This window comes from Streptomyces sp. NPDC054834, assembly GCF_053611185.1.
This window is the reverse complement of sequence record NZ_JBSGZV010000084.1, coordinates 1-21,480: the sequence shown is the minus strand read 5'-3', so window position 1 is coordinate 21,480 and position 21,480 is coordinate 1. Positions and strand designations below refer to the sequence as shown.

Here is a 21,480-nt window from a genome sequence, read left to right as displayed (position 1 = left end):
CGACTTCACCGCGGACACGCTGAACACCAGGTGGTGCGGCGACATCACATACATAGCCGTCGGCACGACGTGGCTCTACCTCGCCACGGTGATCGACATCTGCTCGAGAAAGGTGGTGGGCTGGTCGATCGCCGACCACATGCGCACCTCTCTGGTCACCGACGCGATCGAAATGGCCGTGGCTGCCCGCGGCAGCCGGGTCCACGGCGTCGTCTTCCACACCGACAGGGGCGCCCAATACAGCGCGGCCGCCTTCGCCGAGGTCTGCCGCCGGCACGGCATCCGCCGCAGCATGGGCCGGGTCGGCTCAAGCTACGACAATGCCCTCGCCGAGTCCTTCTTCCAGGGCCTCAAGCGCGAATTGCTCCATGGCCGCCGCTGGACTTCGAAGGCACAGACCCGGCTGGAGCTGTTCCGCTGGCTGTCGTACTACAACCGCCGCCGTCGGCACTCCGCGCTCGGCTACCTCACACCAGCCGAGTTCGAACAGCAACTGATCACGCCACGTACGCTGTCACTCGTCGCATGAAACCCGGTGTCCACTCCCGGGGATCAACCTCATTCGCCTGGCTACACCAGTTCAAACGACTCCGCACCCGCTACGAGCGACGCGCCGACCTCCATCAAGGCCTGCTCGAACTCGCCTGCGGAATCATCTGTCTCCGACGGCTTCTGAGAGCAGTCGAAGCACAGCGGTAGGCTCCTAACGCGTGACCTCTTCTCCTCACGGCGTACCTGCGCCACTCCGCCATGAGCCCAGCCCGGAGGCCGGGCAAGAAGCGGACGACGACGCGTTGATCGAAGCGCTGCAGGCTCGCGCATGGGATCCGGGCTTGCGATTCGACCGCGCGGACGTCCCTGTCGCGTGGATCGTCGAGCGTTATGGCAAGCCCCGGTTGGAGCAGGATCGGGACGACATAGTGTCGTACGGCAGCGACGGTACGGTCCAGCTCAAGGCTGGAGCCGAGGAGGTGACTGACTACTACGCCGACGCTCCTCGCGGGCCGCTGTTCCCTCCGATCTCCCTGTCAGAGGTCGAGAAGGCGGAGCGCAGAATCGGACGCCGTCTTCCCGAACTGCTTCGGCGCCTCTACACCGAGGTCGCCAACGGAGGATTCGGACCCGATGGCGGGCTTGCCTCCCTGACCGACGGCAACCGGGCTCCGAGGCACTTGCGCGACTGGCCGTGCGCGGCCAGCGTCCACGAACGCAACCTGTCAGAGGGCATGCCGTCATCATGGCTCTTCCTCACCTACGGCGGCTGCACGATGGAATGGCACGTCTCATTGAGCGCAGTCGACAACCCAGTGCTTCTCTACGACGCCGACGGCTACACCTTCGGGGAAGGCCCTCATGACGGCCTTCGCCATGCGACCGCCTCACTACGGAAATGGCTGTGGACCTGGGCTGGTGGCGGCGACGTCTGGGATGAAGTCCTGTGACTGCTCTTACGAGCAAGAGTGACGTCGCATCCCATGTCCAGCTCATTCTGAAACGGTCTGTAAGAGGTCGTTTTCACCTTGAATGCGCTGGTGTCTGCCAATTTTCGAAGCACGGGGTTGTGGTTCTGCGGAGACTATTTGTCGGCTTGATACCTGTTGGCCTGGTGGGGTGACACGTGGGCGAGATGTGGCTTGCGCCTGTCTCATCCCAAGGAGCCTGGCCTTGTGCGGTGTGCTTCCGTCGTCGTTGCCGTGCGCCTGGGCGCACTCGATCCGGAGCGGTACGGCAGGAGCATGCCTGCGCGACGCCCGTATCCGAGTGATCTGTCCGACGCCCGCTGGGAGTTGATCGAGCCGGTGCTGTCCGCCTGGCGCTTCGAGCGCCGCAGCAGGGCCCTGGACTTCGGCCGGCCACCCGAGCACGACCTGCGCGAGATCATGAACGCGATCTTGTACGTGGACCGCACCGGCGTCCAGTGGCGCTACCTTCCGCACGACTTCCCGAACTGGAACACGGTCTACGGCTACTTCGCCAAGTGGGCGGCAGGAGGCGTGTTCGCCCAGCTCAACGGCTTACTCAGGCAACTCCTGCGGCAGAAGGAAGGGCGGGACGCCGAACCTTCGGCCTGCGTGATCGACGCGCAGAGCGTGAAGACTTCCACCAGTGTCCCGGCCTCCAGTCAGGGGACCGATGCCGGGAAGAAGATCGTCGGGCGGAAGCGGAGCATCGTCATCGACACGATCGGCCTCCTGCTCGGGGTGCTGGTCACCGCGGCCAGTGTGCAGGACTCCGTGGCCGGCACCCAACTCCTCGACCAGGTGGCTGCCGACCACCCGGGCATCCGCAAGGTGTGGGTGGACGGCGGCTACCGCCAGCACCTCGTCGAGCACGCCGCCACCCTCGGCATCGACATGGAAATCACCGCCCGCACCCCCGGGACCAGGGGCTTCACCCCGATCCCTAAACGGTGGGCGGTCGAACGAACCTACGGCTGGCTGATGCTCCACCGCCGGCTCGCCCGCGACTACGAAACCCTCCCCGGCCGGTCCGAAGCCATGGTCCACCTCGCCATGACCGACCTCATGGCCCGCCGCCTCACCGGCGAAGCCACCATCTCCTGGCGCGATCCGAAAACAGTCACTAAACAACCAATTCCGGGATGAAACACTGGGAGAAAACGACCTCTAAGGACTTGCCGGGAATCAACACGCTGGTTTGATCTTGGTGTTGTCTGGGTCGAGGAATCTGGCGATGTTGGCTGGCGTGCGGAAGCGTGCAGTTGAGGCGGGGATGCAGGCGCCGTGTGCTTCCAGGAGCGGGCGGACGTCTTTGACTGCACGGCTGATGGTCATGGCGGTGGTGTTGAAGAGCTGGCCGAGAAGCTCCTGAAGAGCGTGTTTGCGCAGGTAGAAGATGGTGACCAGGATCTGGTCGGCGGGGGCGAGTGTGGGTTTGCGGCCTGTGCCGCGGGCGACGCGGCGTGGTCCGCCGCGGGCTGCGTGACGGACCTTCTCGCGGTGCTCTTCCAACCGGGGGATCAAGGTGTGGGTCAGGTCGCTGAGTTGCTTGCGGGACATCCCGGTCAGCTCGGGATGCTGCAGGTCGTGGGGCGTGAGGGAGTGAGAGCGGTCGGCCGACCGCCCGCGTTGCCGGGGCAGGGGCGGTCGGTGATCTGCGGGGTGGAAGGTGTAGTTCCAGTCTCCGTGGAAGCGGTGGCGTGTGATCGGCAGGGCGGCGATGGCCTCGTCACTGATGCGGATGCCGGTGGGGTACTCACCGCTGTCGAGCTCGGCATGCACGGTCAGACCGGTGCGGCTGGTCGTCGCGGCGATGGTCTGGAGCATGACTTCATGGCTGGTCAGGGGCCTGCCCCGCCAGTTCATGGTGATGTGGGCGAACAGCCGGTGCTCGATCTTGTTCCACTTCGATGTGCCGGGCGGCAGGTGACACACGGTGATCTCCAGGCCGGTTTCGGCGGCGAGGTCGGCCAGATGGGTCTTCCAGCCCCGGGTGCGGTAGCCGTTGGAGCCCCCGCCGTCGGCAGTGATCAGCAGCCGGTGTGCCCGGGGGTAGTCGTGCCGGCCGCGGGCCTGCCACCAGCGGCGGATCGAGGCGACGGCGAACGCCGCGGTGTCGTGATCGGTGCCGATGTTGACCCAGCCGGTGTTCGCAGTCGTGTCGTAGATCCCGTATGGGATCGCCTTCTCGGCCTGGCCTGGGAAGTCGTGCGTCTTGACCTTCACGGGCTGCCTGGCGGGCCGCCACTCGTGCCCGGCGTTCTTGTAGTCGCCGATCAGCTCCTTCTTCTTGGTGTCCACGCTGATCACCGGGTCTCCCGCGTCCCTGTGGTCGCGCGCCTGCTCGTTGAGGTAGCGGAACTGGGCATCCCGGTCCGGGTGCTGAGAGCCTTCGATGGTCTTGGCGTTCGCCTGCAGGCTGAAGCCTTCCTCCCGCAGCAGGCCGGCGACCGTGTCAGCGGAGACCCGGTGGCCCTGCCGGGTCAGCTCCGCTGCCAGGTTCCGGGCCGACTTCGTCGTCCAGCGCAGCGGCGACATCGGGTCGCCCCGCTCGTCGGGCTCGACCAGCGCCAGCAGCGCGGGCCGCAGCCCCGCGTCCAGCTCAGTCGCCTTCTTCCGGCCTCCGCCGGGACGGCGGACCCGCCCCAACAGGGCCTGGCCGGACTCCAGTTCAGCCACTCCGCGCGAGACCGTGCCCTCCCGGACTCCGGCCGCAGCGGCGACAAGCCTGATCCCGCCATGCCCCAGCGACCGAGCCTCCGCCCCTATGACCAGCCGGCGCTGACGCTCGTCCAGATGCGGCAACAACGCCTGGAACTTCGCAGTCAGGACCGCCTCGATCCCCTCCGGTCCCCCTATACCACGACAACGATCCCGGGAGCCGGAAGCCACGACTTGTTTCCCGACAAGCCCTTACTGGCTCTAACAAAAGCTGTTGATCATGTGACTGTTGGCTTGTCTGCTCGTTGCTCTGGTCGTGGGGAAACGTCAGTCGCGGCCGTGGATCGTGTCGGATGACCTGTGGTCGCTCATCGAGCCGTTGCTGCCCGAGCCGACGCCGAAGCTGGTCGAGGGCAGACCTCGAGTGCCGGACCGGCAGGCACTGTGCGGGATTCTCTTCGTTCTGCACACCGGCATCCAGTGGGAGTACCTGCCCCAGGAGCTGGGCTTCGGCTCGGGCATGACCTGCTGGCGACGCCTGGCAGCCTGGAACGAGGCCGGGGTCTGGGACCAGCTGCACGTACTGCTACTGGAGAAGCTGCGGTCGAAGAACCAGCTGGACTGGTCCCGGGCGGTGATCGACTCCTCGCACGTCCGCGCGGCCCGACGGGGCCCAAAAGTGGTCCCAGCCCGGTCGACCGAGCACGTCCGGGCAGCAAGCACCACCTCATCGTCGATGGCCAGGGCATCCCGCTCGCGGTGTCGCTGACCGGCGGCAACCGTAATGACGTCACCCAGCTCGTGCCTCTGCTCGACAAGATCCCGGCGATTGCCGGCCGAGTCGGAAGACCGCGCCGGCGCCCGGACGCGCTGCTGGCCGATCGCTGATGGCGATTCTTGAAAACTCAAATAGCCCCATCAGCTGGACGGAGCGCAGGCTGTGTCCTGCCTCCAGCAGAGCATGGACGGCTGCGTGCCGGGCCCGAGTCCTGTCGGCAAAGCGGTGACCTGTCGGCCACGGCGACGCCGGGACCGGACCGCTCTCGGGTTCGGGCTGAGACGCTGCGGGTGTCAGGACACGCAGGCAGCGGCGGTGCTGGGCGACGCTCCGCTCGGCGGCCTCGCTCAGGTTGTGCCAGAGATGCCACCTGTCGGCGACATGCACCGCCGTGAAATCGGTCCGGGCACTCTTGGGGTCAGGCGCTGTTCGGTGAGGAAGGCGTGGGCGGCGGTCACGAGGGTGACGTGGTGGTGCCAGCCCGCCCGGGAACGCCCCTCGAAGTGGTCCAGGCCCAGGCCGTGCTTGAGCTCGCGGTAGTCGTGCTCGATGCGCCATCGGACCTTGGCCAGACGGACCAGGTCGGCGATCGGGGTGTCGGCCGGCAGGTTGGACAGCCAGTAATCGGTCGGCGCCTCGGCGCCGGCGTCGGTTGACGCAGCGCTCAATGACCTTGCACCAACGGTAGATCATCCGGTCGAACCCTGGCGGTCGCCCGCCGAGGTGACCGCGATTGTGCCAGTCGGTGCGGGCTCTTGGCGGCACCTGGTATAGGCAGCTGCAGAGACCGCGCTACGAGAAGCGGTACCTGGCCGCCGACCGGCGGGCCGCTGAGAAGGAAACACGGGGAAGCCTGCGCGAGCTCGTCTACCACGGGGGCTGGTCAAGACGGAACCCAGACCAAGCGACCTGCGGCCGACATAAGACCCCTCTCGTGAGGTTCTGGTTTCGGCAGGCCCCACCGGCCCGGAGCGACACCCCTGGGACCCCCTTCACCGGCTTCGCGCCACCCGGCAGAAACACCCCTAAACCCCAGGCCACAGCGCAATACCGCCACTTCTGGCGCGCGAGCGCCCCCAGTGCCCCCCTGTGCGATTAGTAAGGCCCCCGATCCGCAGCCGAACGGCCCCCGCGCTTCCTTGGCCACGGCGAGCCTGTGGGCGACCACGGAACCAACGCCGCAGGAGGACCAACGTGCGCCGTCCGCTCGTCGCCACGGCCGTGACATCCGCCGCTCTCGCCTTATGCGCCCTGGCCATCACGTCGGCCACGGCCGTACCGGCCGACAAGCCCCAAGTGCTCGCAGGTTGGACGCAGACCAATGCGAGCAGCTACGACGCCTGGGCCGCCGCCCGGGCCAACCAGGGCGCCTGGAGTGCCTACGCCTTCGACTGGAGCACCGACTACTGCTCTTCATCCCCCGACAACCCCTTGGGCTTCCCCTTCAAGATGCCCTGCGCCCGTCACGACTTCGGTTACCGCAACTACAAGGCGGCAGGAACGTTCGCGGCCAACAAAGCTCGCCTGGACAGCGCTCTCTACGCTGACCTGAAGAGGGTCTGCACGGCCTACACCGGCGCCAAACTGACCGCCTGCAACGCGACCGCCTGGACCTACTACCAGGCTGTCGACAAACTGGGCAGTTCTCCGGCGGCGGGCTGACCGCCCCTTCTCTCGGCCTGCGGCCCGTCATCGTTCCGCACCCCGGATGCGGCGACGGGCCGCGGACCACTCTTGGCATGACCACGAATCCCTCTACCTGGGATCTTGCGGAGTGCTCCCCGTTCACGAGGGAGGTGAAGCGCATCTCAATACTGCTCTGACGTCGGCCTGGGGCCACGGATCTGCACTAAGGGCTCGCAGAGAATCAAGGTGTTGCTTCTCGTGATGCGGCTCGTTGTTGTGCTATGAGCGTCTCCGACGAGGTCCATGGCCAACTCGCTGTGAAGTTGGGGGTGTTGTTCCCGCATCTGGACGAGAGGCAGCGGCGGCTGCTGATGGGGGCCGAGGCCAGGATCCTGGGGCATGGTGGTATCCGAGCAGTCGCGCGGGCGGCCCAGGTCAGCGAGACGACGGTCCGCAAGGGCGTGGACGAGCTGGAGGCCGGCGAGGAGCCTCTGGGGCGGGTACGCAGGCCCGGTGGTGGCCGGAAGAAGGTCGTGGACCTTGATCCGGGTCTGCGGCCCGCGCTGCTCGCGCTTGTGGAACCTGACGAGCGGGGTGATCCGATGTCGCCGCTGCGCTGGACGGTGAAGTCGACCAGGAGCCTCGCGGCCGAGCTGACCCGTCAGGGGCACAGGGTGAGCGCGGACACGGTCGGGGACCTGCTGCGTGAGGAGGGCTTCAGCCTGCAGGCCGGTTCCAAGACCATCGAGGGCAAGCAGCACCCGGACCGTGATGCCCAGTTCCGTTACATCAACGAGCGGGCCAGACAGCACATCGATGCCGGGCAGCCGGTGATCAGTGTGGACACGAAGAAGAAGGAGCTCGTCGGCGACTACAAGAACGCGGGCTGCCAGTGGCTGCCAGCCGGTGAGCCGGTACTGGTCAGGACGCACGATTTCCTGGACAGGGAGGGCCCTGGCAAGGCGATCCCGTACGGGATCTATGACATCGCCGCGAACACCGGCTGGGTCAGCGTCGGCACCGATCACGACACCGCAGCGTTCGCCGTCGCCTCCATCCGCCGCTGGTGGCAGGCCCGAGGCCGGCACGACTTTCCGGCTGCCGCCCGCCTGCTGATCACTGCGGACGCAGGCGGGTCCAACGGCTACCGCACCCGGGCCTGGAAGACCGAACTCGCAGCCCTGGCCGCCGAGACGGGCCTGGACATCACGGTCTGCCACATGCCGCCCGGCACCTCGAAATGGAACAAGATCGAGCACCGGCTGTTCTCCCACATCTCCATGAACTGGCGCGGCCGCCCGCTGACCAGCCACGACGTCATCGTGAACAGCATCGCGGCGACCACCACCCGCACCGGACTGACCGTCCACGCCGAACTCGACCCGGGCACCTACGACACCGGCATCAAGGTCGCCGACAGCGATATCGACACCCTGCCCATGCACCGGCACCGCTTCCACGGCGACTGGAACTACACCCTCCACCCCCAACCTTGCGACACCACCAGCTCAGCCAGGAACCCGCGGGCCGGCCGTCCGCACGTCCCCGCAGCCCTGCATCGAGTGTCTGCGCAACCCGGAGCTAACCGGCATGCCCGAACCGGCGCTGGACGAACTCATCAACCAACTGACCCATGACCTGGAAGAGTTACGCGAGCAAGGGCGGCTCCGGCAGCGAGGAGGCGAGCGCATCCGTGCTCGTGGTGCCGGGGCCAAGGACAAGCTGACCACCGCCGACAGAGTCCTGGCCACCGTGCTCTACCAGCGCAAACTCGGCACCCGAGACCTGCTTGCCCAGCTCTTCGGAGTCAGCGGCAGCACTCTCACCAGGGCCGTTCACCAAGTCCAGCCCCTCCTGGCCGAGCGTGACTACACCATTCCACCCTCCACAGCCAGATTCCGGACGCCCGCCGACATCGCCGCGTTCCTCGCGAGCAGCAGCCCCACCGCGATCAAATCAGCATGTTGATTCTCTGCGAGCCCTTAGCAGGGGCACGGGTTACTCCTTGGGATCGGATACCAGTGGAGGGGCAAAGGGGTCCTCGGGACACCTCGCCGCGTGCGCGGGCGGTGCTGCCCACGCGGTCGCGGTCGAAGTGGGCGAGGAGGTGAGGGTGAGGAGCGATCTGAGCGAGGGCGGCGCGGATTGCCACGGGCATGGCGGGCGGCTGCCGCAATGGCGGACGGCTGAGGCGCGGTGCCCATGCGGCTTTGCTCCTCTCCTCCCTGCCGGAAAGCAGGTCAGGGGTTAGGAGAGCTTCACGGCCAGGACCTCGACGGGCAGGATTTCGGGAGCCTCGGCGAGCAGCTTGGGCGCGCTCTCCATGAGCGCCGCCGCGATCCGGCCCTGGAGGTGCGCGGTGCGGTCTTCCTCGGTGCCGAAGGCGTCGAAGATGCCGAACGTGGTCGGGCCTATGCGCAGCGCGAACCAGCAGGTGGTGCCGGACTCTTCCCGGGCCAGGGCGAGGGCTCCGGTGAGCAGTTCCTCGACCTCTCGGACGTACTCCGGCTTGGCCTCGATACGGGCGAGCAGTCCGATGCGGGTGGTGTCGGGGACAAGGGCGTTGGTCATGAAGTGCTCCTCTGTGCGTGGTAAGTGCGGTGTCGTGCCGCGCCGTTGTGCGATGTGATCACCGTATGAGCGGCCGGGGTGGGCCAGGCAGTGGCGGATCCGCCGGATGCTTTACCGTTTCCGACATGAAAATTTCGGTACTGGTCATGGATGACCTCTTCGACTCCGGGTTGGCCACGGTCTTCGACGTCCTGCAGATGGCCAATGAGCTTCGGGAGGAACTGCCCCATCCCCCACCGCGCTGGGAGCTGACCCGCGTCAGCGGGCGGGGTGCCGTCCGCACGGCTAGCGGGCATGTCATCGAGGCCCAAGCGGCCGGGAGCGCCCAGCGGCCCGATCTCCTCGTCGTACCCGGCGCTGGTCCCAAGCAGCCCACCCCGCTGCTGGAATGGGTTGCTGCCCCGGAACGCGCACCCGAACGCGAGGCGGTCCGGCGGGCCTGGGCCGACGGAGTCCCCCTGGCCGCCGCCTGCACCAGTACTTTCCTCCTCGCCGAGGCGAGGGTGCTGGACGGGCTGACCGCCACCACCAGCTGGTGGCTGGCCCCGGCCTTCCGGCAGGCCTACCCTCAAGTAGCCCTGGACGAAAGCCGCATGCTGGCCCATGCCGCGGGGGTGACTACGGCCGGAGCCGCCATGGCGCACCTCGATCTCGCTCTCGCCCTGGTACGGCAAGCCAGCCCAGCCCTGGCGGACCTCACGGCCCGCTACCTGGTGGTCGACCACCGCCCCACCCAGGCCGGCTACGCCATTACGAGCCACCTGGCTCGCACTGATCCCACCGTCAGCGCCTTCGAGAGCTGGGTGCGCGCCCACATCGACCAGCCGCTGCGGGTGTCGGAAGCGGCACGGGCGGTCGGGGCAAGCGAACGCACCCTCCAGCGGGCCGTGGACAAGGTGCTGGGCGTCTCACCCCTACGATTCGCCCAGAGCATCCGGCTGGAGCAGGCCGCCCACCTACTGCGCACCACCGACCTCCCCACGGAGACCGTCGCCCGCCGCATCGGCTACGAAAACGCATCCACACTCACCACGCTCCTGCGCCAACGCCTGGGCACCACCCCCGGCCGCCTGCGCAACGGAGACGCGCCCGTCAGCACACGCAACGATTAACACTGTGTATTGAGCGAATTGGGCGACGTGACGCCCCGACAGCAGAAAGGCGCCGTTGACCTGCGAGGATGCGAGTGTCTACTACTCCGGCTGTAGATCGCGATCTTGCTGGTGGGGGCTGGCTCCTGGAACGGATGCGGCCACCGGTGATTATCGGTGTGTGAAGGCAGAAGATCAGACGGTGGCCGCAGCTCACAGCGTAGATCCTGCCCCCAGCACGAACCCCGCCAGCACGTCGGTCTTGAACTGCTCCAGTTCTTCCGCCCTGCCCGCCGGCCGGACATCACGCAATCCCGTACGACAGCCAGCGCCAACCCGAGACCCTCACCTTCACCCCGATCGTGAACCGATCGGACATGGTGAGAACGCTTCAGGAATCCCGAAGTTACGTCAGCCCGCGAACCGCTGTCGGAAAGAGGGCGAACCCCCTGGTCACAAGGTTGAAGACACAGAGAGGCTCTGAGCAACCCACGGGATGTCGCACACACGGGTACCAGGCGACCGTGCACCGCCGGGGCCGCGGCGGAGGGAGGTCGGCCCAGGGCTGTCCCGCAATGGGTGGTGTGTCGGGACGGTCCGGCACAGGGCACCGTCCACCCTCCGGACTGGAGGTGGTCTGGCGGGCCAGCGCTGCCATGATCGTCGGGTGAGTGATGACCAACGCATACACCCTCCAAGGTGGCCGGCGAGCGAGCGTCGCTGACCTCGTTCCTCGACTATCAGCGCGCCACGCTGGCCATGAAGTGCCAGGGGCTCACCGCTGAACAGCTGAAACGGAAGGCAGTTGCAACCTCGGATCTGTCCCTCCTGGGGCTGGTTCGGCATGCCCAGTCGTTAGTATCGCGGCCCTTTCGCGCCGTTTCCAGCGCTGCGCCGCTGCCAGGCTCTGGCGGGCAGGCAGCCGGCGACGGTGTCCGCGCGGACGGAAGTGTGGCCGTGGTTAATTCTCACCCGCATCGAGCAGGCGACGGCCATCACGTAGCCGATGCCGCGTGCCTCGAGGGCGGCGCGGAGCTGGGGGTCCTGTCCGTAAGCTTCGTCGCCGGTCACCCAGGAGGCGTCGATTACGGCGTCGAGCGCGGCCTCGATCATCTCCTCGGCCAGACGGGGCTTGGTGGCGAACTGCACCGTCTCGGGTATCCCGGCCTTGTTGCGGCGTTCGGGATCAGTCGACCAAGAGTGTTCCGGAAGGTAGAGCCGTCGGTCGATCAGAGCCCGTCCCCGGCTGGTGGCCAGAGCGAGGAACACGCCGACCTGGGCATTTTCGATGCGTCCTGCGGTGCCGGTGTACTGCCGCTGTACTCCTGCCGAGGACCGGCCTTTCTTCAGGAAGCCGGTCTCGTCGACGACGAGAACGCCGCCGTCGGTGCCGAGGTGTTCGGCGGCGTAGGCACGCAGATCGTCGCGGACGGCATCGGCGTCCCAGCGGGCGCAGCGCAGCAGACGCTGCATCGGCCCAGGCCGCGTATGGCCCGCCTGTTAGGCCAGCTGCCAGCAGTTCTTCCGTTCCACGCCCGACAGCAGGCCAATCAGGTAGGAGCGGGCCGCGGACCGGGGCTCAACTCGCCTGAACCGGCCCGCGATCCGGGCCATAACCTGGTCGAACATCGTCCGCCAGCGGGCAGGGTCTGTGCTGTGGCCTGCGGCCACAGCACGATCTTCAGGAGTCCACACAACGCCCGATGATCACGCGGTGGCCGTCCCTGCTGCGGACGGGCAGTGTTCACTCGTCGTAGTACTCACAGTCGTCGCCCTGGACACGCGCCCCAAGTACCCGCGCGATCTCCCGCATCTTCTTGAGCAGGATCTCATCCGGGTTCTTCACCACGATCTGCCCCTCTTCCCAGTCCAACCAGGCACCGCGAGTGCCCCGTTGCGGGTGAGTGCACATCTGTGCCAGCCACTCATGCCGGTACTCCAACACGGCATCCTGGCCACGCGGAGAAACCCGGGCCACCTGAACCATCTCCAGGTCGGAGTCGGCAGCGACCACCGCCGCCCACTCCCGCGTGGTGATCTGCTCACCCTCTTCCTCCCACCACGGCGTACGCCTGGTGATGTGTACGTCATAGCCCATGCCGCCACAGTAAGGGGCACGACTGACGCCACAGACGCGATCAGGAAGTGGCACTGGAGTATTAATACTCCAGCAGCACTTTGACGTTTTCCCTGGTCAGGGGCGGTTTGGATGAGTGTAGTGGGCTGAGGTCCGGCCCGTGTTCTCTTTCCCGGGCCGCTCCTCGATCGTGTGCAGCCGCCGCTGATAGTGACAGCGGTCCGGGCAGCCTCCCCGTGTGATCGACGAGCGTGCAGTTGAGATCTGGAACGACGAGCTCGAGGAACTGTTCCTGCGTACCGGCCACCGCTTCAGGCGCGTCGAACCTCGTCGCAGGATGCGTGACTACATCCGCGGACTATTGGGCCCGGTCGGCCGCAAGAACAGCTGGCAGCTGGCCGAATACGCCGGACACCGCACACCCGACCGCCTCCAACGACTCCTCAACGGCGCCCGCTGGGACGCCGACGACCTCCGCGACGACCTCCAGCACTACGTCACCGAACGGCTCGGAGAGCCCGACGGGATCCTCATCCTCGACGACACCGGCTTCCTCAAGAAGGGCACCACCTCGGCCGGCGTGCAGCGCCAGTACTCCGGCACCGCCGGGGCTTGTCCATAAATAACTGTCAGCGTTGATCTGTAAGGGTGTTCTTCACGGACGTGAGACGAGTTTGAAGTTGCTGGAGCGTGCGTGCTGGTGAGCCGGGTATCGGCGTGACGGGGATGCGGTGCAGGTCGAGAATTCGGTGGCCGTCCTGGAACTGGTTGGACAGGTTGGTGCGTGTGACGCTCAGCATCTGGGCCATCAGGGTGCTGGTTGCGGCCTTGCGGCGGCGCAGGAGTGCTGCAAGCAGTCGGTGGAAGTGGTCCAGGCTGCTGGTCTGCGGATGGAGGTAGCCCCGTGGGCGGTGGAAGCGACGCTGGAAGGCTGCCTCGGCCAGGGCGTCCCAGTACGGTTCCGAGATCGCCACGAGGTGTGCGAACTCTGAGCGAGCCATGCCGGTCAGCGTCGGATCGGTAAGCATCAAGGTCACGGCGGGATCGATCGGCCGACGAGTCGCCGGTTCTTCGGAAGGACTTGGGGGATCCGCAGCCAGAGCGTAGTTCCAGTTGCCGTGGAACGCATCGGGTGTGATCGGCAGGGCGTGGAAGTCGGCGGTCGTGACGGTGGTGCCGAGGGCGTAGTCGCCAGTGTCCAGCTCGGCACGGATCTTCAGCCCGGTCGCAGTGGTCGTTGCGGCGATCGTCTCGAGCACGACTTGGTAGCTGGTCAGCGGCCGACCGCGCCAATTGGCGGTGATATGGCTGAACATCCGGTGCTCGATCTTGTTCCACTTCGAAGTGCCCGGCGGAAAGTGACACACTGTAATCTCCAGTCCGCTCTCGCGGGCGAAGGTGTGCAACTGCTTCTTCCAGGTCCAGTAGCGGGGGTTGCTCGAGCCGCCGGCGTCCGCGGTGATCAGTAACCGGTCCGCGTCCGGATGGTCCACTCGCCCACGGCGGTGCCACCAGCGGCGGATGGATTCGGTGGCGAACTCGGCGGTGTCATGGTCGGTCCCGATGTTGACCCAGCCGGTGTTGGTGGCCAGGTCGTAGACCCCATAGGGAATGGCCGCCGGTTGGTCGTCATCGAAGAGGTGGGAGTGACAGTCCACCTTGATCGGGTCCTTGCAGGGGCGCCAGACACGGCCGGGCCGGTCGCGGTTGCCGATCCACTCCTTGGCCTTGGTGTCGACGCTGATCACCGGTTGGCCGTCGTCAAGGAAGGCGGTGGCGGTGGTGTTGATGTGGGCGAACTGGGCGTCGCGGTCCGGATGGCGTGCGCCTTCAGTGGTTTTGGCCGTGCCTTGCAGGCTATATCCCATCGCGTGCAGCAGACGTCCGACGGTCGTGGCGCTGACCAGGTTGAGCTTGTTCCGCTTTGACGGACACCATCGGTGTGGTGGTCAGGCGGCGAGTGCGGCCTCGTAGTCGACGGGACTGCGGTAGCCGAGGCTGCTGTGCAGTCGGTGCAAGTTGTACCAGCTCTCGATCCACTCAAAGATCGCGGTGTGGGCGGCGGACCTGCTCGGCCACGGCTGGGTGCCGATCAGCTCGTTCTTCAAGGTGGCGAAGAACGACTCGGCCAGCGCGTTGTCCCAGCACTGGCCGGTGCGGCCGACGGATAGCCGGATACCCAACTGACTTGCCAGCAGGGCGAATTCGTGGCTGGTGTATTGGCAGCCGCGGTCGGAATGGAAGATCACGGAACCTGCGGGGCGGCGCTGGTGGCAGGCGGCTCGCAGTGCGTCGGCGACCAGTTCGGTGCGCAGGTGGTCGGCGGTGGCCCAGCCGACCACCCGGCGGGAGGCGATGTCGATGACGGTGGCCAGGTAGAGCCAGCCCTCGTCGGTGGGGATGTAGGTGATGTCGCCGCACCAGCGGGCGTCCGTCGCCCTCGGGTCGGGCCGGAAGTCGCGCAGGACCAGGTCCGGGCGGGCGGCCGCGTGCGGGTCCGGGATCGTGGTGCGATGTCGTCGTCTGCGGTGCCTGCCGGCGAGCCCGGCGGTCCGCATCAACCGGGCGATGCGTCTGCGGCCGCAGGCCGTCCCCTCACGCTTGAGGAATGCGTGGATCCGCGGGGCGCCGTAGGCGCCCCGGGACTGGGCGTGGACGGCGGTGATCTGCTCGGTCAGCTCCGCGTCCTGCATGGCTCGGGGACCGGGTGTGTTGGTGCGGCGGGCGTAGAAGGCGGCACGGGAGACCTTCAGCAATTCACACGCCCGTTTGACGCTGTGACCTGCCTGCTTCTCCGCCTCGATGAACGGGTGCACCGTCACCGGGTCTCCTTCGCGAAGAAAGCCGTGGCCCGCTTGAGGATCTCCACGTCCTCCCGCAGCCGGCGGTTCTCCCGCCGCAGCTGGGCCAGTTCCTCGCGTTCACTGCTGGTCAGGCCGTCACGCTCGCCGGCATCGACCTCGGCCTGCCGGACCCAGTCGCGCACCGCTGTCTCGGTCAGGTCGAAGTCCTTGGCGACCTGACCAACCGAGCGGTCACCGCGTTGGCACAGCTCCACGATCTCGGCCTTGAACTCAGGCGTGAACGAGCGGCGAGGACGCGGCTTCTTCTTCCCCGTGCTCTCCATGATGGACATCATCCTTTTGGGGCCGAAGCCCCTGATCTTCGATGTCCGTCAAAGCGGATCAAGCCCACGGATGGTCTGCGACCTCGGTGGAAACAGCCTGCCAGCATGGACAGACGCCGTGCACGCCGATGACCTGCCCGCCCTGCACGCCTTCGCCGACGGTCTCCAGCGTGATCACCAGGCTGTCACCGCGGGACTTACGCTGCCCTGGAGTTCCGGTCCTGTCGAAGGCCACGTCAACCGGATCAAGATGCTGAAGCGACAGATGTATGGGAGAGCCGGTTTCGCGCTACTCCGCAAACGAGTCCTCCTCTCCTGACCCAAGTCACGCTCCGTCACCCCGTCACGGAAATCTTGACTGAGCCTCTCGTCGATGACGCCGCCCACCGCCCGCACCTGGGCCAGGCGCGGACACACACCCCTCATCCGGGTCCGGGGACGCTCCCAGCGCCGCTTCTCCATCGCCGCTCTGGCCTGCTACAAGCAAGGCGAACGCTCACGCCTGATCTACCGGCCCAAACGGCATGCCGATCACAAGCGCGGCGGCAGACGCAGTTTCACCTGGACCGACTACCGCGACCTGCTCATCGCCGCACACCAGCAGCTAGGCGCACCCATCGTGCTACAGAGCGTCAGGGCGCTCTACGACCAGCTCGGAGGGAAGCGGCCGGGGACTACCCACATCCGTGGCGCCCTGAAGGCCGCGGGCCTCCCCGTCTGACGGGACTTGCAGGGAGGTACGCAAGCGCGTGGAGACCAAGGAGCCGCTGCTAAAGGTGCTGCCGCCCGCCTGACGGCCGTCAACTGCGGATCCGGGCGACTCAGAGGCACCGTGGCGCAGCGCCTCCTGCGGGCCTACAGTCCCGAGGGAGCTGTCGCAAGGGGGGCGCATGGCACAGAGGAAGTACGACAACGCCACACTGGCTGGGCTGATGACCCTGTGCAGGGGCTACTGCTACTGGCCTGGATGCACGAGCCGCGTCATCACGATGGTCAACGGTGTGCCAAAGCTGAACGCGGAGATCGCCCACATCCGGGCCATCAACCGTGGCGGTAAGCGGTTCGACGCGACCTGGTCAGTGCAGGAGCGGAACAGCTTCAAGAACCTGCTGCTGCTGTGCGTTCCCCACCACACCACCATCGACGGCGCCAACAGCGCCGATTACCCAGTGGCGGTCCTCGAAAGTTGGAAGGCCAGCCGCGAAGGGGAAAGCGTCGAGGCGCTGGAAGGCCTGACCGGGCTGACCGAAGCTCGTCTGGGCGAAATGCTCGCCGAGGCCCAGGGACAGTTCCTGGACCAGGTCCGTCCTGCGCTGGCTGAGTTCTCCAAGACCGCCCCGGAGCTGGCCGGCCTCCTCAACACTCTGATGGACGAGCTGGCAGATCCCCGTATCCACGGCTTTGGTATCGACCCGGACTCCATCAGTCTCTTCAGTGACGCTGCGCGGTCACTGGGCAGCTTCGAGGACAACGTTCATGTCTTCGCCAACGCCGCCGACAAGCTCGGGGGGCTGGAGGACAAAGCAAAGAGCTTGATGACAGCCGCGAAGCGCTTGGAGGCCGCTACGTCGGCGATCCAGAGCGCCATCGCCGATATGCCACGAGGCCGCCGGTGATCACTATCGACTCGGTTCGCACCAAGAACTCGGGGGCGAGGACGCTTCTGTGAGCGCAGAAGTGACGGCGGGATGCATCGGGGACCTGTCCGGCTTCGGTGTGGCCATAGTGGGCGCGGCAAGCGCGATCTGGGCATCGTGGCTCCAGCGGAAGCACGAGAGGAAGCAGGCGCAGGAGGGGCGCGAAGCCGCCCAGCATGACGCCGCATACGACAACGCAGTGCAGGCAGTGCTCAAGATCAAGGATCTGTTCCGACGCAAGTGGCGGGATGTGCACGAAGAGGACTGGGAGCACCAGCTCTACGCGGAGCTGGACCGCCTTCGTCTAGCGGCCTTGAGCTTCCGGTCCCCTGCTCTTCGCCAGCGCCTTGAGGAGGGAGCAGAAACGGAGGCGATACCGCAGCCCCCGGAGGAGTGCACCGAAGCCCGGGACGCCGTCGCCCAGTACATCGAAGAGCAGGAGGACATAGCACTGCACTTCCGCCAGCCCAACGCATGACAAGGAGTTGACGGGATCAGCCCCACGGGGTTGGTCCCGTCGGCATGATGATCGCCATGGACGGAGAAGTGGTCTCGGGTCTCATCGGCCTCGGTGGAGCCCTGATCGGTGGCGGTGTGTCCGTGTGGGCCACGAAGGTCACCCAGCGGCAGCAGGCGAAGGAGCGCCTCCAGCAGGCGGAGGAGGAGCGGAGCAAGCTGATAGAGGAGCGGGGCAGGGCTGCCGGGGAGAAGGCCCTCACGGAGCTGTATGCCCTGCGGAGGCACCTCGTGGAGTGCGCTCAGGCCGAGATACCCGATGACCACCAGCCGTGGCGCAAGATCGCCAAGGACCACATGGACGAGGCCGAGTTGGCCGTGGGGCTCATGCCACAGGCCTCGGAGGTGCGAGGGCGCATTGAAGAGGTCTTGGGCATCACCTTCCTCCACATGTTTCGGAGCAGTGGCGACACAGCCCGCGAGGTCGTGCACGCCAGGAGCGGAGCGACAGAGGCCATCGACATCCTCTCGGCATATATGCGCGGGGATCCCCTGCCGGAGATCTCAGGCACGGTCAGGCGCTATCGGGAGCACGCAGCCCACTCAGAGGCTATGTACGCACTGGAGAACCCGCCGGACGAGGACTGACGCCATGCAGGCAGAGACGCTGGTGGGGCTGATGGGTCTCGCGGGTGCCGTGGTGGGTGCCGGGCTCTCCACCGGGGTTGTCGTGTGGCAACAGAAGAAGACGGCCCACGAGGCTGAGCGGACATACCTGTTGGGTCTGTCCGAGGCGGCGGCAAACGAGATAATCAAGCTCTCCTACATCATGGAGGATCACTTCGCGAAGGAGTACGACGGTCCCCAGTGGTGGGTCGATCTACGGCAGATCCTGCGGGAGCTGGAATCTCGGTCACTCAGGCTTCCTGATCCGAACGTCCGTCGACTGGTGCAGTGGGCACACGCGGAGATTCTTCGAGACCCAGAGAGAGTGGCCGAGGAAGGCCCGGAAGAGTGGCCGACCGCCCGCTACAAGGACATCTGCGCCCATCTCCGCACGGTTATGGGCACGGTGATCCGCAGGGAGTCCTTCCCGGACGGCATATGGGCTGCATTTCCTGGCGCCTGGCCCCCGTCATGACGCCTCTCAGAAGCGGTACTTGTTTCCCCTAACGAACGACCGTGCAATCGCTGCCAGCAGGGCCAGTACGTCTTGATGCAGGCCCCGACTCCTTCGGAGGGCGGGCCCTTTTGCATGCCCGGGAGGCCGTCATGGATGAGGAAATCTGGATGACGACCCAAGAGGCCGCCGCTCATGCGGGCGTCTCGATATGGGTCATCTATCAGTGGTGCAACCGAGGGCACCTCAAGCATGCCGGGCTAAACGAGAAGGGCCAGAAGCTCTTCCGTCATCTCGACGTCGCGAGGGCCGAGAAGGCCACCCGGGCCAAGGCCAAGCGTGTGCTGGTCCCTGCCGCGCGCGTCGTCTCGGTGAGACCGCTTCTCTGCCGTCATGGCCTGAGCTTCCTCCGCCGTCCAAGACTCTCAGCCGGCCCCTCTCGCGTCAGCAAGTGGCCGCGGAACGTGACCCGTTGGAACCGACCGCGACCCGCAACTGTCCCCACTGCCAGCAGCCGGTCACCATCGTCGCGCTTCTCGCGACCCCCGAAGCCGCCCGCCCTTCCGTCCCCACCGCCAGCCCCGACATCGTTCCGCTCCGAAGGACTTAGTGACCTCGTCCACTGACCGTCACTGATCACCGAGCCGGCCGACCTGACGGTCGGCGGGCTCACGCCGTCAGCCCATCGAACGCAACCGATCCAGTTCGCTCCCGATCCCGTCCCGCAGCACGTCATGCTGCGGACCCAGCCTGAAGCCCTCGTCACTCCACCGGTCGCCCGGATACAGCCACACAGGCTTGCCCACTAGATCGGCCGGCTCCCACTCGAACCGCGGCCAGACATGGGCATGCAAGAACGGGTCAGTGTTCCCCAGAATCTCCAGGTTGACCCGGCGGAAGTCGGGGTCCAGGCGCCGGCAGACGCGCTCAACGGCTTCTCCGAGCCGGTCCATGTCGGACAGAAACGACAGCCGCCTCGCCCTCGGCAGATCAGACAGCCGCTGAACACCTGGCTCGTCCACGAGGAGAACCGAGTAACCCGGCAAGAACTGAACGTCGCCGATCACCGCGAACCCCGACTCAAGCCGCCGCAGCACGGTCGGGTTCTCACCTCGCAGAGCGGCCCCGATCCGATCCATCCGCCAGTCACCAGTCATGGCCCCAACTTAGCCACCGGTGATCAAGGCCCGCTCTTCGCTCCCCAACCTCCCCACATAAATCAAGAACCAACCAAGTGAGGCAAGGAGCGACCCTGGCCGTTTTCACGGCTGTGACCGCGCTTCCGTGATGGCTACGCTGGATGAGGTCCGGCGTCTGCTGTTGGATGGCCCGATGGAGATCATTGAGGCTGAGCTGTTCACGGATCCAGGTAACGACGCGGTTGTGCGTCTGCCCCCACGGCATTTCCCGGGGATGCTGATCCAGGGGGACTCGCTGTCGATCATGCGCGGCGACGTTGCCGAGATCGCGGAGGCCTGTGCCCAGGGCGACATCGAAGACGCCCACGAGGCTGCCACCATCCTCCTGGCCAACTTCGACGAGCTGCTGACCCGCTACGAGTGCGCGTTGGAAGCTCACGGCATCAAGCGGCCCTACGGCCCGCCCGCGTAGGGGCTGGCACGCCGGATCGTTTCGTCGCGGCACAACTTCCGTATGGGTTGCGTGAGCTGTCGGACGTCCTGTTTCCGGGATCGCGTTGCGGATCGAGCGGGTGCATCTCGCCGGCCGCACCCTGTTCGTGGACGCGGTCGGTAATGGACCGCCTGGCCGTTGTCCGGACTGCGGCCACGGTGCACGGCGGGTTCACAGCCGGTACTGGCGGCGGCTGGCCGATCAGCCTGCCGGCGGCCGAGAGGTGCTCGTCCGACTACGGGTGCGGCGCTTCCTCTGCGAAGTGCCGATGTGTCGCCGACGGACTTTCGTTGAGCAGATTGAGGGTTTCACCAGGTCACACAGCCAGTCGTCAGTGGCCATGCGTGACCTTGTCCGTTTCGTGGCCCTGGAGCTTGGGGGCCGCCCGGGAGAACGCCTCTGCCGACGGTTGGCATTGTCTGGCCGCCGGACGTCGCTCATCCGTTCGCTGTCGGCACCGATGGTGCCGAGCCGGGCTCCGCGAGTCCTGGGAGTGGACGACTTCGCCTTCCGGCGTGGCCACACCTACGGAACTGTGCTCGTGGACGTGGAACAGGGCAAGCCGTTCGATGTTCTGCCCGACCGCAGCTCAGAAACCTTCCTTGCCTGGCTTGAGACACATCCCGGAGCGGAGATCATTTGCCGGGACCGGGCCACTGGATACACCCGCGCGATCAAACAGGCCGACACCGGGGCCATCGAGGTGGCCGACCGATGGCATCTCCTGCAGAATCTGTCCGTTGTCGTGGAGAAGACGTGTCACCAGCACCGCTCCTGCCTGCCGAAACATGCCCAGGAGCGAGCTCAACTTGACGCCCCGGTCCCTGACACCAGGGTGCCGGATCAGCCGCCCGTACTCCCGAAGACCGCCATCGTCCAACGGACCGTTCACCGGCACTCTGACATCCTCGATCTGGTCGAAAAGGGGTGGACGATCAGCGCGATCGCTCGCCGCTTGGACATGGACCGCAAGACAGTGCGGCACTTCCGGGACACTGATCTCGCCGTACTCGTCGAATCCGCCCGGCATCGTCGAACGGGACTCCTCACGCCCTTCCACTCCTACTTGCAAGCCCGGTTCCACAACGGCTGCACCGACGCCAGTCGGCTCTTCCGAGAGGTCCGTGAGCGTGGATTCGGGGGCACGGTTAAGACGCCGTCTCATTTGGAGCGCTGGGTATTCTGCACCGCGTGGTGATGGTCGAGCGCATGGTGCCAGACGAATTGTGGGAGCTGTTCCAGCG

The 21,480-nt window shown here is 66.4% G+C and carries 17 protein-coding genes and 10 pseudogenes; 18 read left to right on the top strand and 9 right to left on the bottom strand.

Annotation, left to right across the window (positions count from 1 at the left end; genetic code table 11):
* The 3 genes from ACWGJM_RS47570 to ACWGJM_RS47560 all read left to right on the top strand — a co-directional run.
* On the top strand, positions 1-529 hold a 529-nt coding region (locus tag ACWGJM_RS47570; RefSeq protein ID WP_453418026.1), incomplete at its 5' end, for an IS3 family transposase.
* A 181-nt stretch (positions 530-710) separates the two neighbouring features.
* Positions 711-1,442, top strand: a complete 732-nt coding sequence (locus ACWGJM_RS47565; RefSeq protein WP_453418025.1) for a hypothetical protein — start codon at positions 711-713, stop codon at positions 1,440-1,442.
* Positions 1,443-1,736: 294 nt separating this feature from the next.
* Positions 1,737-2,606, top strand: coding sequence for an IS5 family transposase (locus ACWGJM_RS47560; RefSeq protein WP_453418024.1), 870 nt, complete (start codon positions 1,737-1,739; stop codon positions 2,604-2,606).
* Between the two features lie 39 nt (positions 2,607-2,645).
* On the opposite strand, the gene ACWGJM_RS47555 is transcribed toward ACWGJM_RS47560, so the two are convergent.
* Positions 2,646-4,319: an ISAzo13 family transposase gene (locus ACWGJM_RS47555; RefSeq protein WP_453418029.1), complete on the bottom strand. Its 1,674-nt coding sequence runs from the start codon at positions 4,317-4,319 to the stop codon at positions 2,646-2,648.
* A gap of 118 nt (positions 4,320-4,437) precedes the next feature.
* Between ACWGJM_RS47555 and ACWGJM_RS47550 the strand changes: the two are divergent.
* A pseudogene (locus ACWGJM_RS47550) lies at positions 4,438-5,006 on the top strand (IS5 family transposase); the annotation flags it as partial.
* 240 nt (positions 5,007-5,246) lie between these two features.
* Here ACWGJM_RS47550 and ACWGJM_RS47545 read toward each other — a convergent pair.
* Positions 5,247-5,543 (bottom strand): annotated as a pseudogene (locus tag ACWGJM_RS47545) (transposase); the annotation flags it as partial.
* A gap of 577 nt (positions 5,544-6,120) precedes the next feature.
* On the opposite strand from ACWGJM_RS47545, the gene ACWGJM_RS47540 reads away from it, so the two are divergent.
* On the top strand, positions 6,121-6,561 hold the full coding sequence (locus ACWGJM_RS47540; protein WP_453418028.1) for a phospholipase: 441 nt from the start codon (positions 6,121-6,123) through the stop codon (positions 6,559-6,561).
* A gap of 245 nt (positions 6,562-6,806) precedes the next feature.
* A pseudogene (locus ACWGJM_RS47535) lies at positions 6,807-8,493 on the top strand (ISAzo13 family transposase).
* A 279-nt stretch (positions 8,494-8,772) separates the two neighbouring features.
* Here the strand turns inward: ACWGJM_RS47535 and ACWGJM_RS47530 are convergent.
* Entirely contained in the window at positions 8,773-9,096 is a 324-nt protein-coding gene (locus tag ACWGJM_RS47530; protein WP_453418023.1) for a putative quinol monooxygenase, read from the bottom strand.
* 125 nt (positions 9,097-9,221) lie between these two features.
* On the opposite strand from ACWGJM_RS47530, the gene ACWGJM_RS47525 reads away from it, so the two are divergent.
* Both ACWGJM_RS47525 and ACWGJM_RS47520 read left to right on the top strand, forming a co-directional pair.
* Complete coding sequence (locus ACWGJM_RS47525) at positions 9,222-10,208, top strand: GlxA family transcriptional regulator (protein ID WP_453418022.1); 987 nt, start codon at positions 9,222-9,224, stop codon at positions 10,206-10,208.
* A gap of 678 nt (positions 10,209-10,886) precedes the next feature.
* Positions 10,887-11,030, top strand: a pseudogene (locus ACWGJM_RS47520) (mycothiol transferase); the annotation flags it as partial.
* Between the two features lie 15 nt (positions 11,031-11,045).
* Here the strand turns inward: ACWGJM_RS47520 and ACWGJM_RS47515 are convergent.
* Positions 11,046-11,801 (bottom strand): annotated as a pseudogene (locus ACWGJM_RS47515) (IS701 family transposase); the annotation flags it as partial.
* A 130-nt stretch (positions 11,802-11,931) separates the two neighbouring features.
* Complete coding sequence (locus tag ACWGJM_RS47510) at positions 11,932-12,285, bottom strand: hypothetical protein (protein WP_453418021.1); 354 nt, start codon at positions 12,283-12,285, stop codon at positions 11,932-11,934.
* A gap of 241 nt (positions 12,286-12,526) precedes the next feature.
* On the opposite strand from ACWGJM_RS47510, the pseudogene ACWGJM_RS47505 reads away from it, so the two are divergent.
* A pseudogene (locus ACWGJM_RS47505) lies at positions 12,527-12,874 on the top strand (transposase); the annotation flags it as partial.
* A gap of 80 nt (positions 12,875-12,954) precedes the next feature.
* Here ACWGJM_RS47505 and ACWGJM_RS47500 read toward each other — a convergent pair.
* The 3 genes and pseudogenes from ACWGJM_RS47500 to ACWGJM_RS47490 form a co-directional block, all read right to left on the bottom strand.
* Positions 12,955-14,329: pseudogene (locus ACWGJM_RS47500) on the bottom strand (ISAzo13 family transposase); the annotation flags it as partial.
* A pseudogene (locus tag ACWGJM_RS47495) lies at positions 14,292-15,080 on the bottom strand (IS3 family transposase); the annotation flags it as partial. The pseudogenes ACWGJM_RS47500 and ACWGJM_RS47495, both read right to left, overlap by 38 nt.
* A 2-nt stretch (positions 15,081-15,082) precedes the next feature.
* Positions 15,083-15,391: a transposase gene (locus ACWGJM_RS47490; protein ID WP_453418020.1), complete on the bottom strand. Its 309-nt coding sequence runs from the start codon at positions 15,389-15,391 to the stop codon at positions 15,083-15,085.
* Between the two features lie 88 nt (positions 15,392-15,479).
* On the opposite strand from ACWGJM_RS47490, the pseudogene ACWGJM_RS47485 reads away from it, so the two are divergent.
* The 7 genes and pseudogenes from ACWGJM_RS47485 to ACWGJM_RS47455 all read left to right on the top strand — a co-directional run.
* A pseudogene (locus ACWGJM_RS47485) lies at positions 15,480-15,710 on the top strand (transposase); the annotation flags it as partial.
* Between the two features lie 51 nt (positions 15,711-15,761).
* Positions 15,762-16,016, top strand: a pseudogene (locus ACWGJM_RS47480) (IS630 family transposase); the annotation flags it as partial.
* 265 nt (positions 16,017-16,281) lie between these two features.
* Positions 16,282-17,007 carry a hypothetical protein gene (locus tag ACWGJM_RS47475; RefSeq protein ID WP_453418019.1) on the top strand — a complete coding sequence of 242 codons (726 nt, stop codon included), beginning with the start codon at positions 16,282-16,284 and terminating at the stop codon, positions 17,005-17,007.
* 49 nt (positions 17,008-17,056) lie between these two features.
* A complete protein-coding gene (locus ACWGJM_RS47470) occupies positions 17,057-17,506 on the top strand; it encodes a hypothetical protein (RefSeq protein ID WP_453418018.1) in 450 nt (149 codons plus the stop codon).
* Between the two features lie 56 nt (positions 17,507-17,562).
* Complete coding sequence (locus ACWGJM_RS47465) at positions 17,563-18,132, top strand: hypothetical protein (protein WP_453418017.1); 570 nt, start codon at positions 17,563-17,565, stop codon at positions 18,130-18,132.
* A 4-nt stretch (positions 18,133-18,136) separates the two neighbouring features.
* The gene (locus tag ACWGJM_RS47460; protein WP_453418016.1) at positions 18,137-18,625 is read left to right on the top strand and encodes a hypothetical protein; all 489 of its coding nucleotides are present in this window, start codon (positions 18,137-18,139) and stop codon (positions 18,623-18,625) included.
* A 131-nt stretch (positions 18,626-18,756) separates the two neighbouring features.
* On the top strand, positions 18,757-19,230 hold the full coding sequence (locus tag ACWGJM_RS47455; RefSeq protein ID WP_453418015.1) for a helix-turn-helix domain-containing protein: 474 nt from the start codon (positions 18,757-18,759) through the stop codon (positions 19,228-19,230).
* Between the two features lie 51 nt (positions 19,231-19,281).
* Here the strand turns inward: ACWGJM_RS47455 and ACWGJM_RS47450 are convergent, their stop codons facing one another.
* Positions 19,282-19,761, bottom strand: a complete 480-nt coding sequence (locus ACWGJM_RS47450) for an HIT family protein (protein WP_453418014.1) — start codon at positions 19,759-19,761, stop codon at positions 19,282-19,284.
* A 130-nt stretch (positions 19,762-19,891) separates the two neighbouring features.
* Between ACWGJM_RS47450 and ACWGJM_RS47445 the strand changes: the two genes are divergently transcribed.
* Positions 19,892-20,215, top strand: a complete 324-nt coding sequence (locus ACWGJM_RS47445; protein WP_453418013.1) for a DUF6959 family protein — start codon at positions 19,892-19,894, stop codon at positions 20,213-20,215.
* Positions 20,216-20,315: 100 nt separating this feature from the next.
* Entirely contained in the window at positions 20,316-21,434 is a 1,119-nt protein-coding gene (locus ACWGJM_RS47440; RefSeq protein WP_453418027.1) for an ISL3 family transposase, read from the top strand.
* Positions 21,435-21,480: the final 46 nt, after the last annotated feature.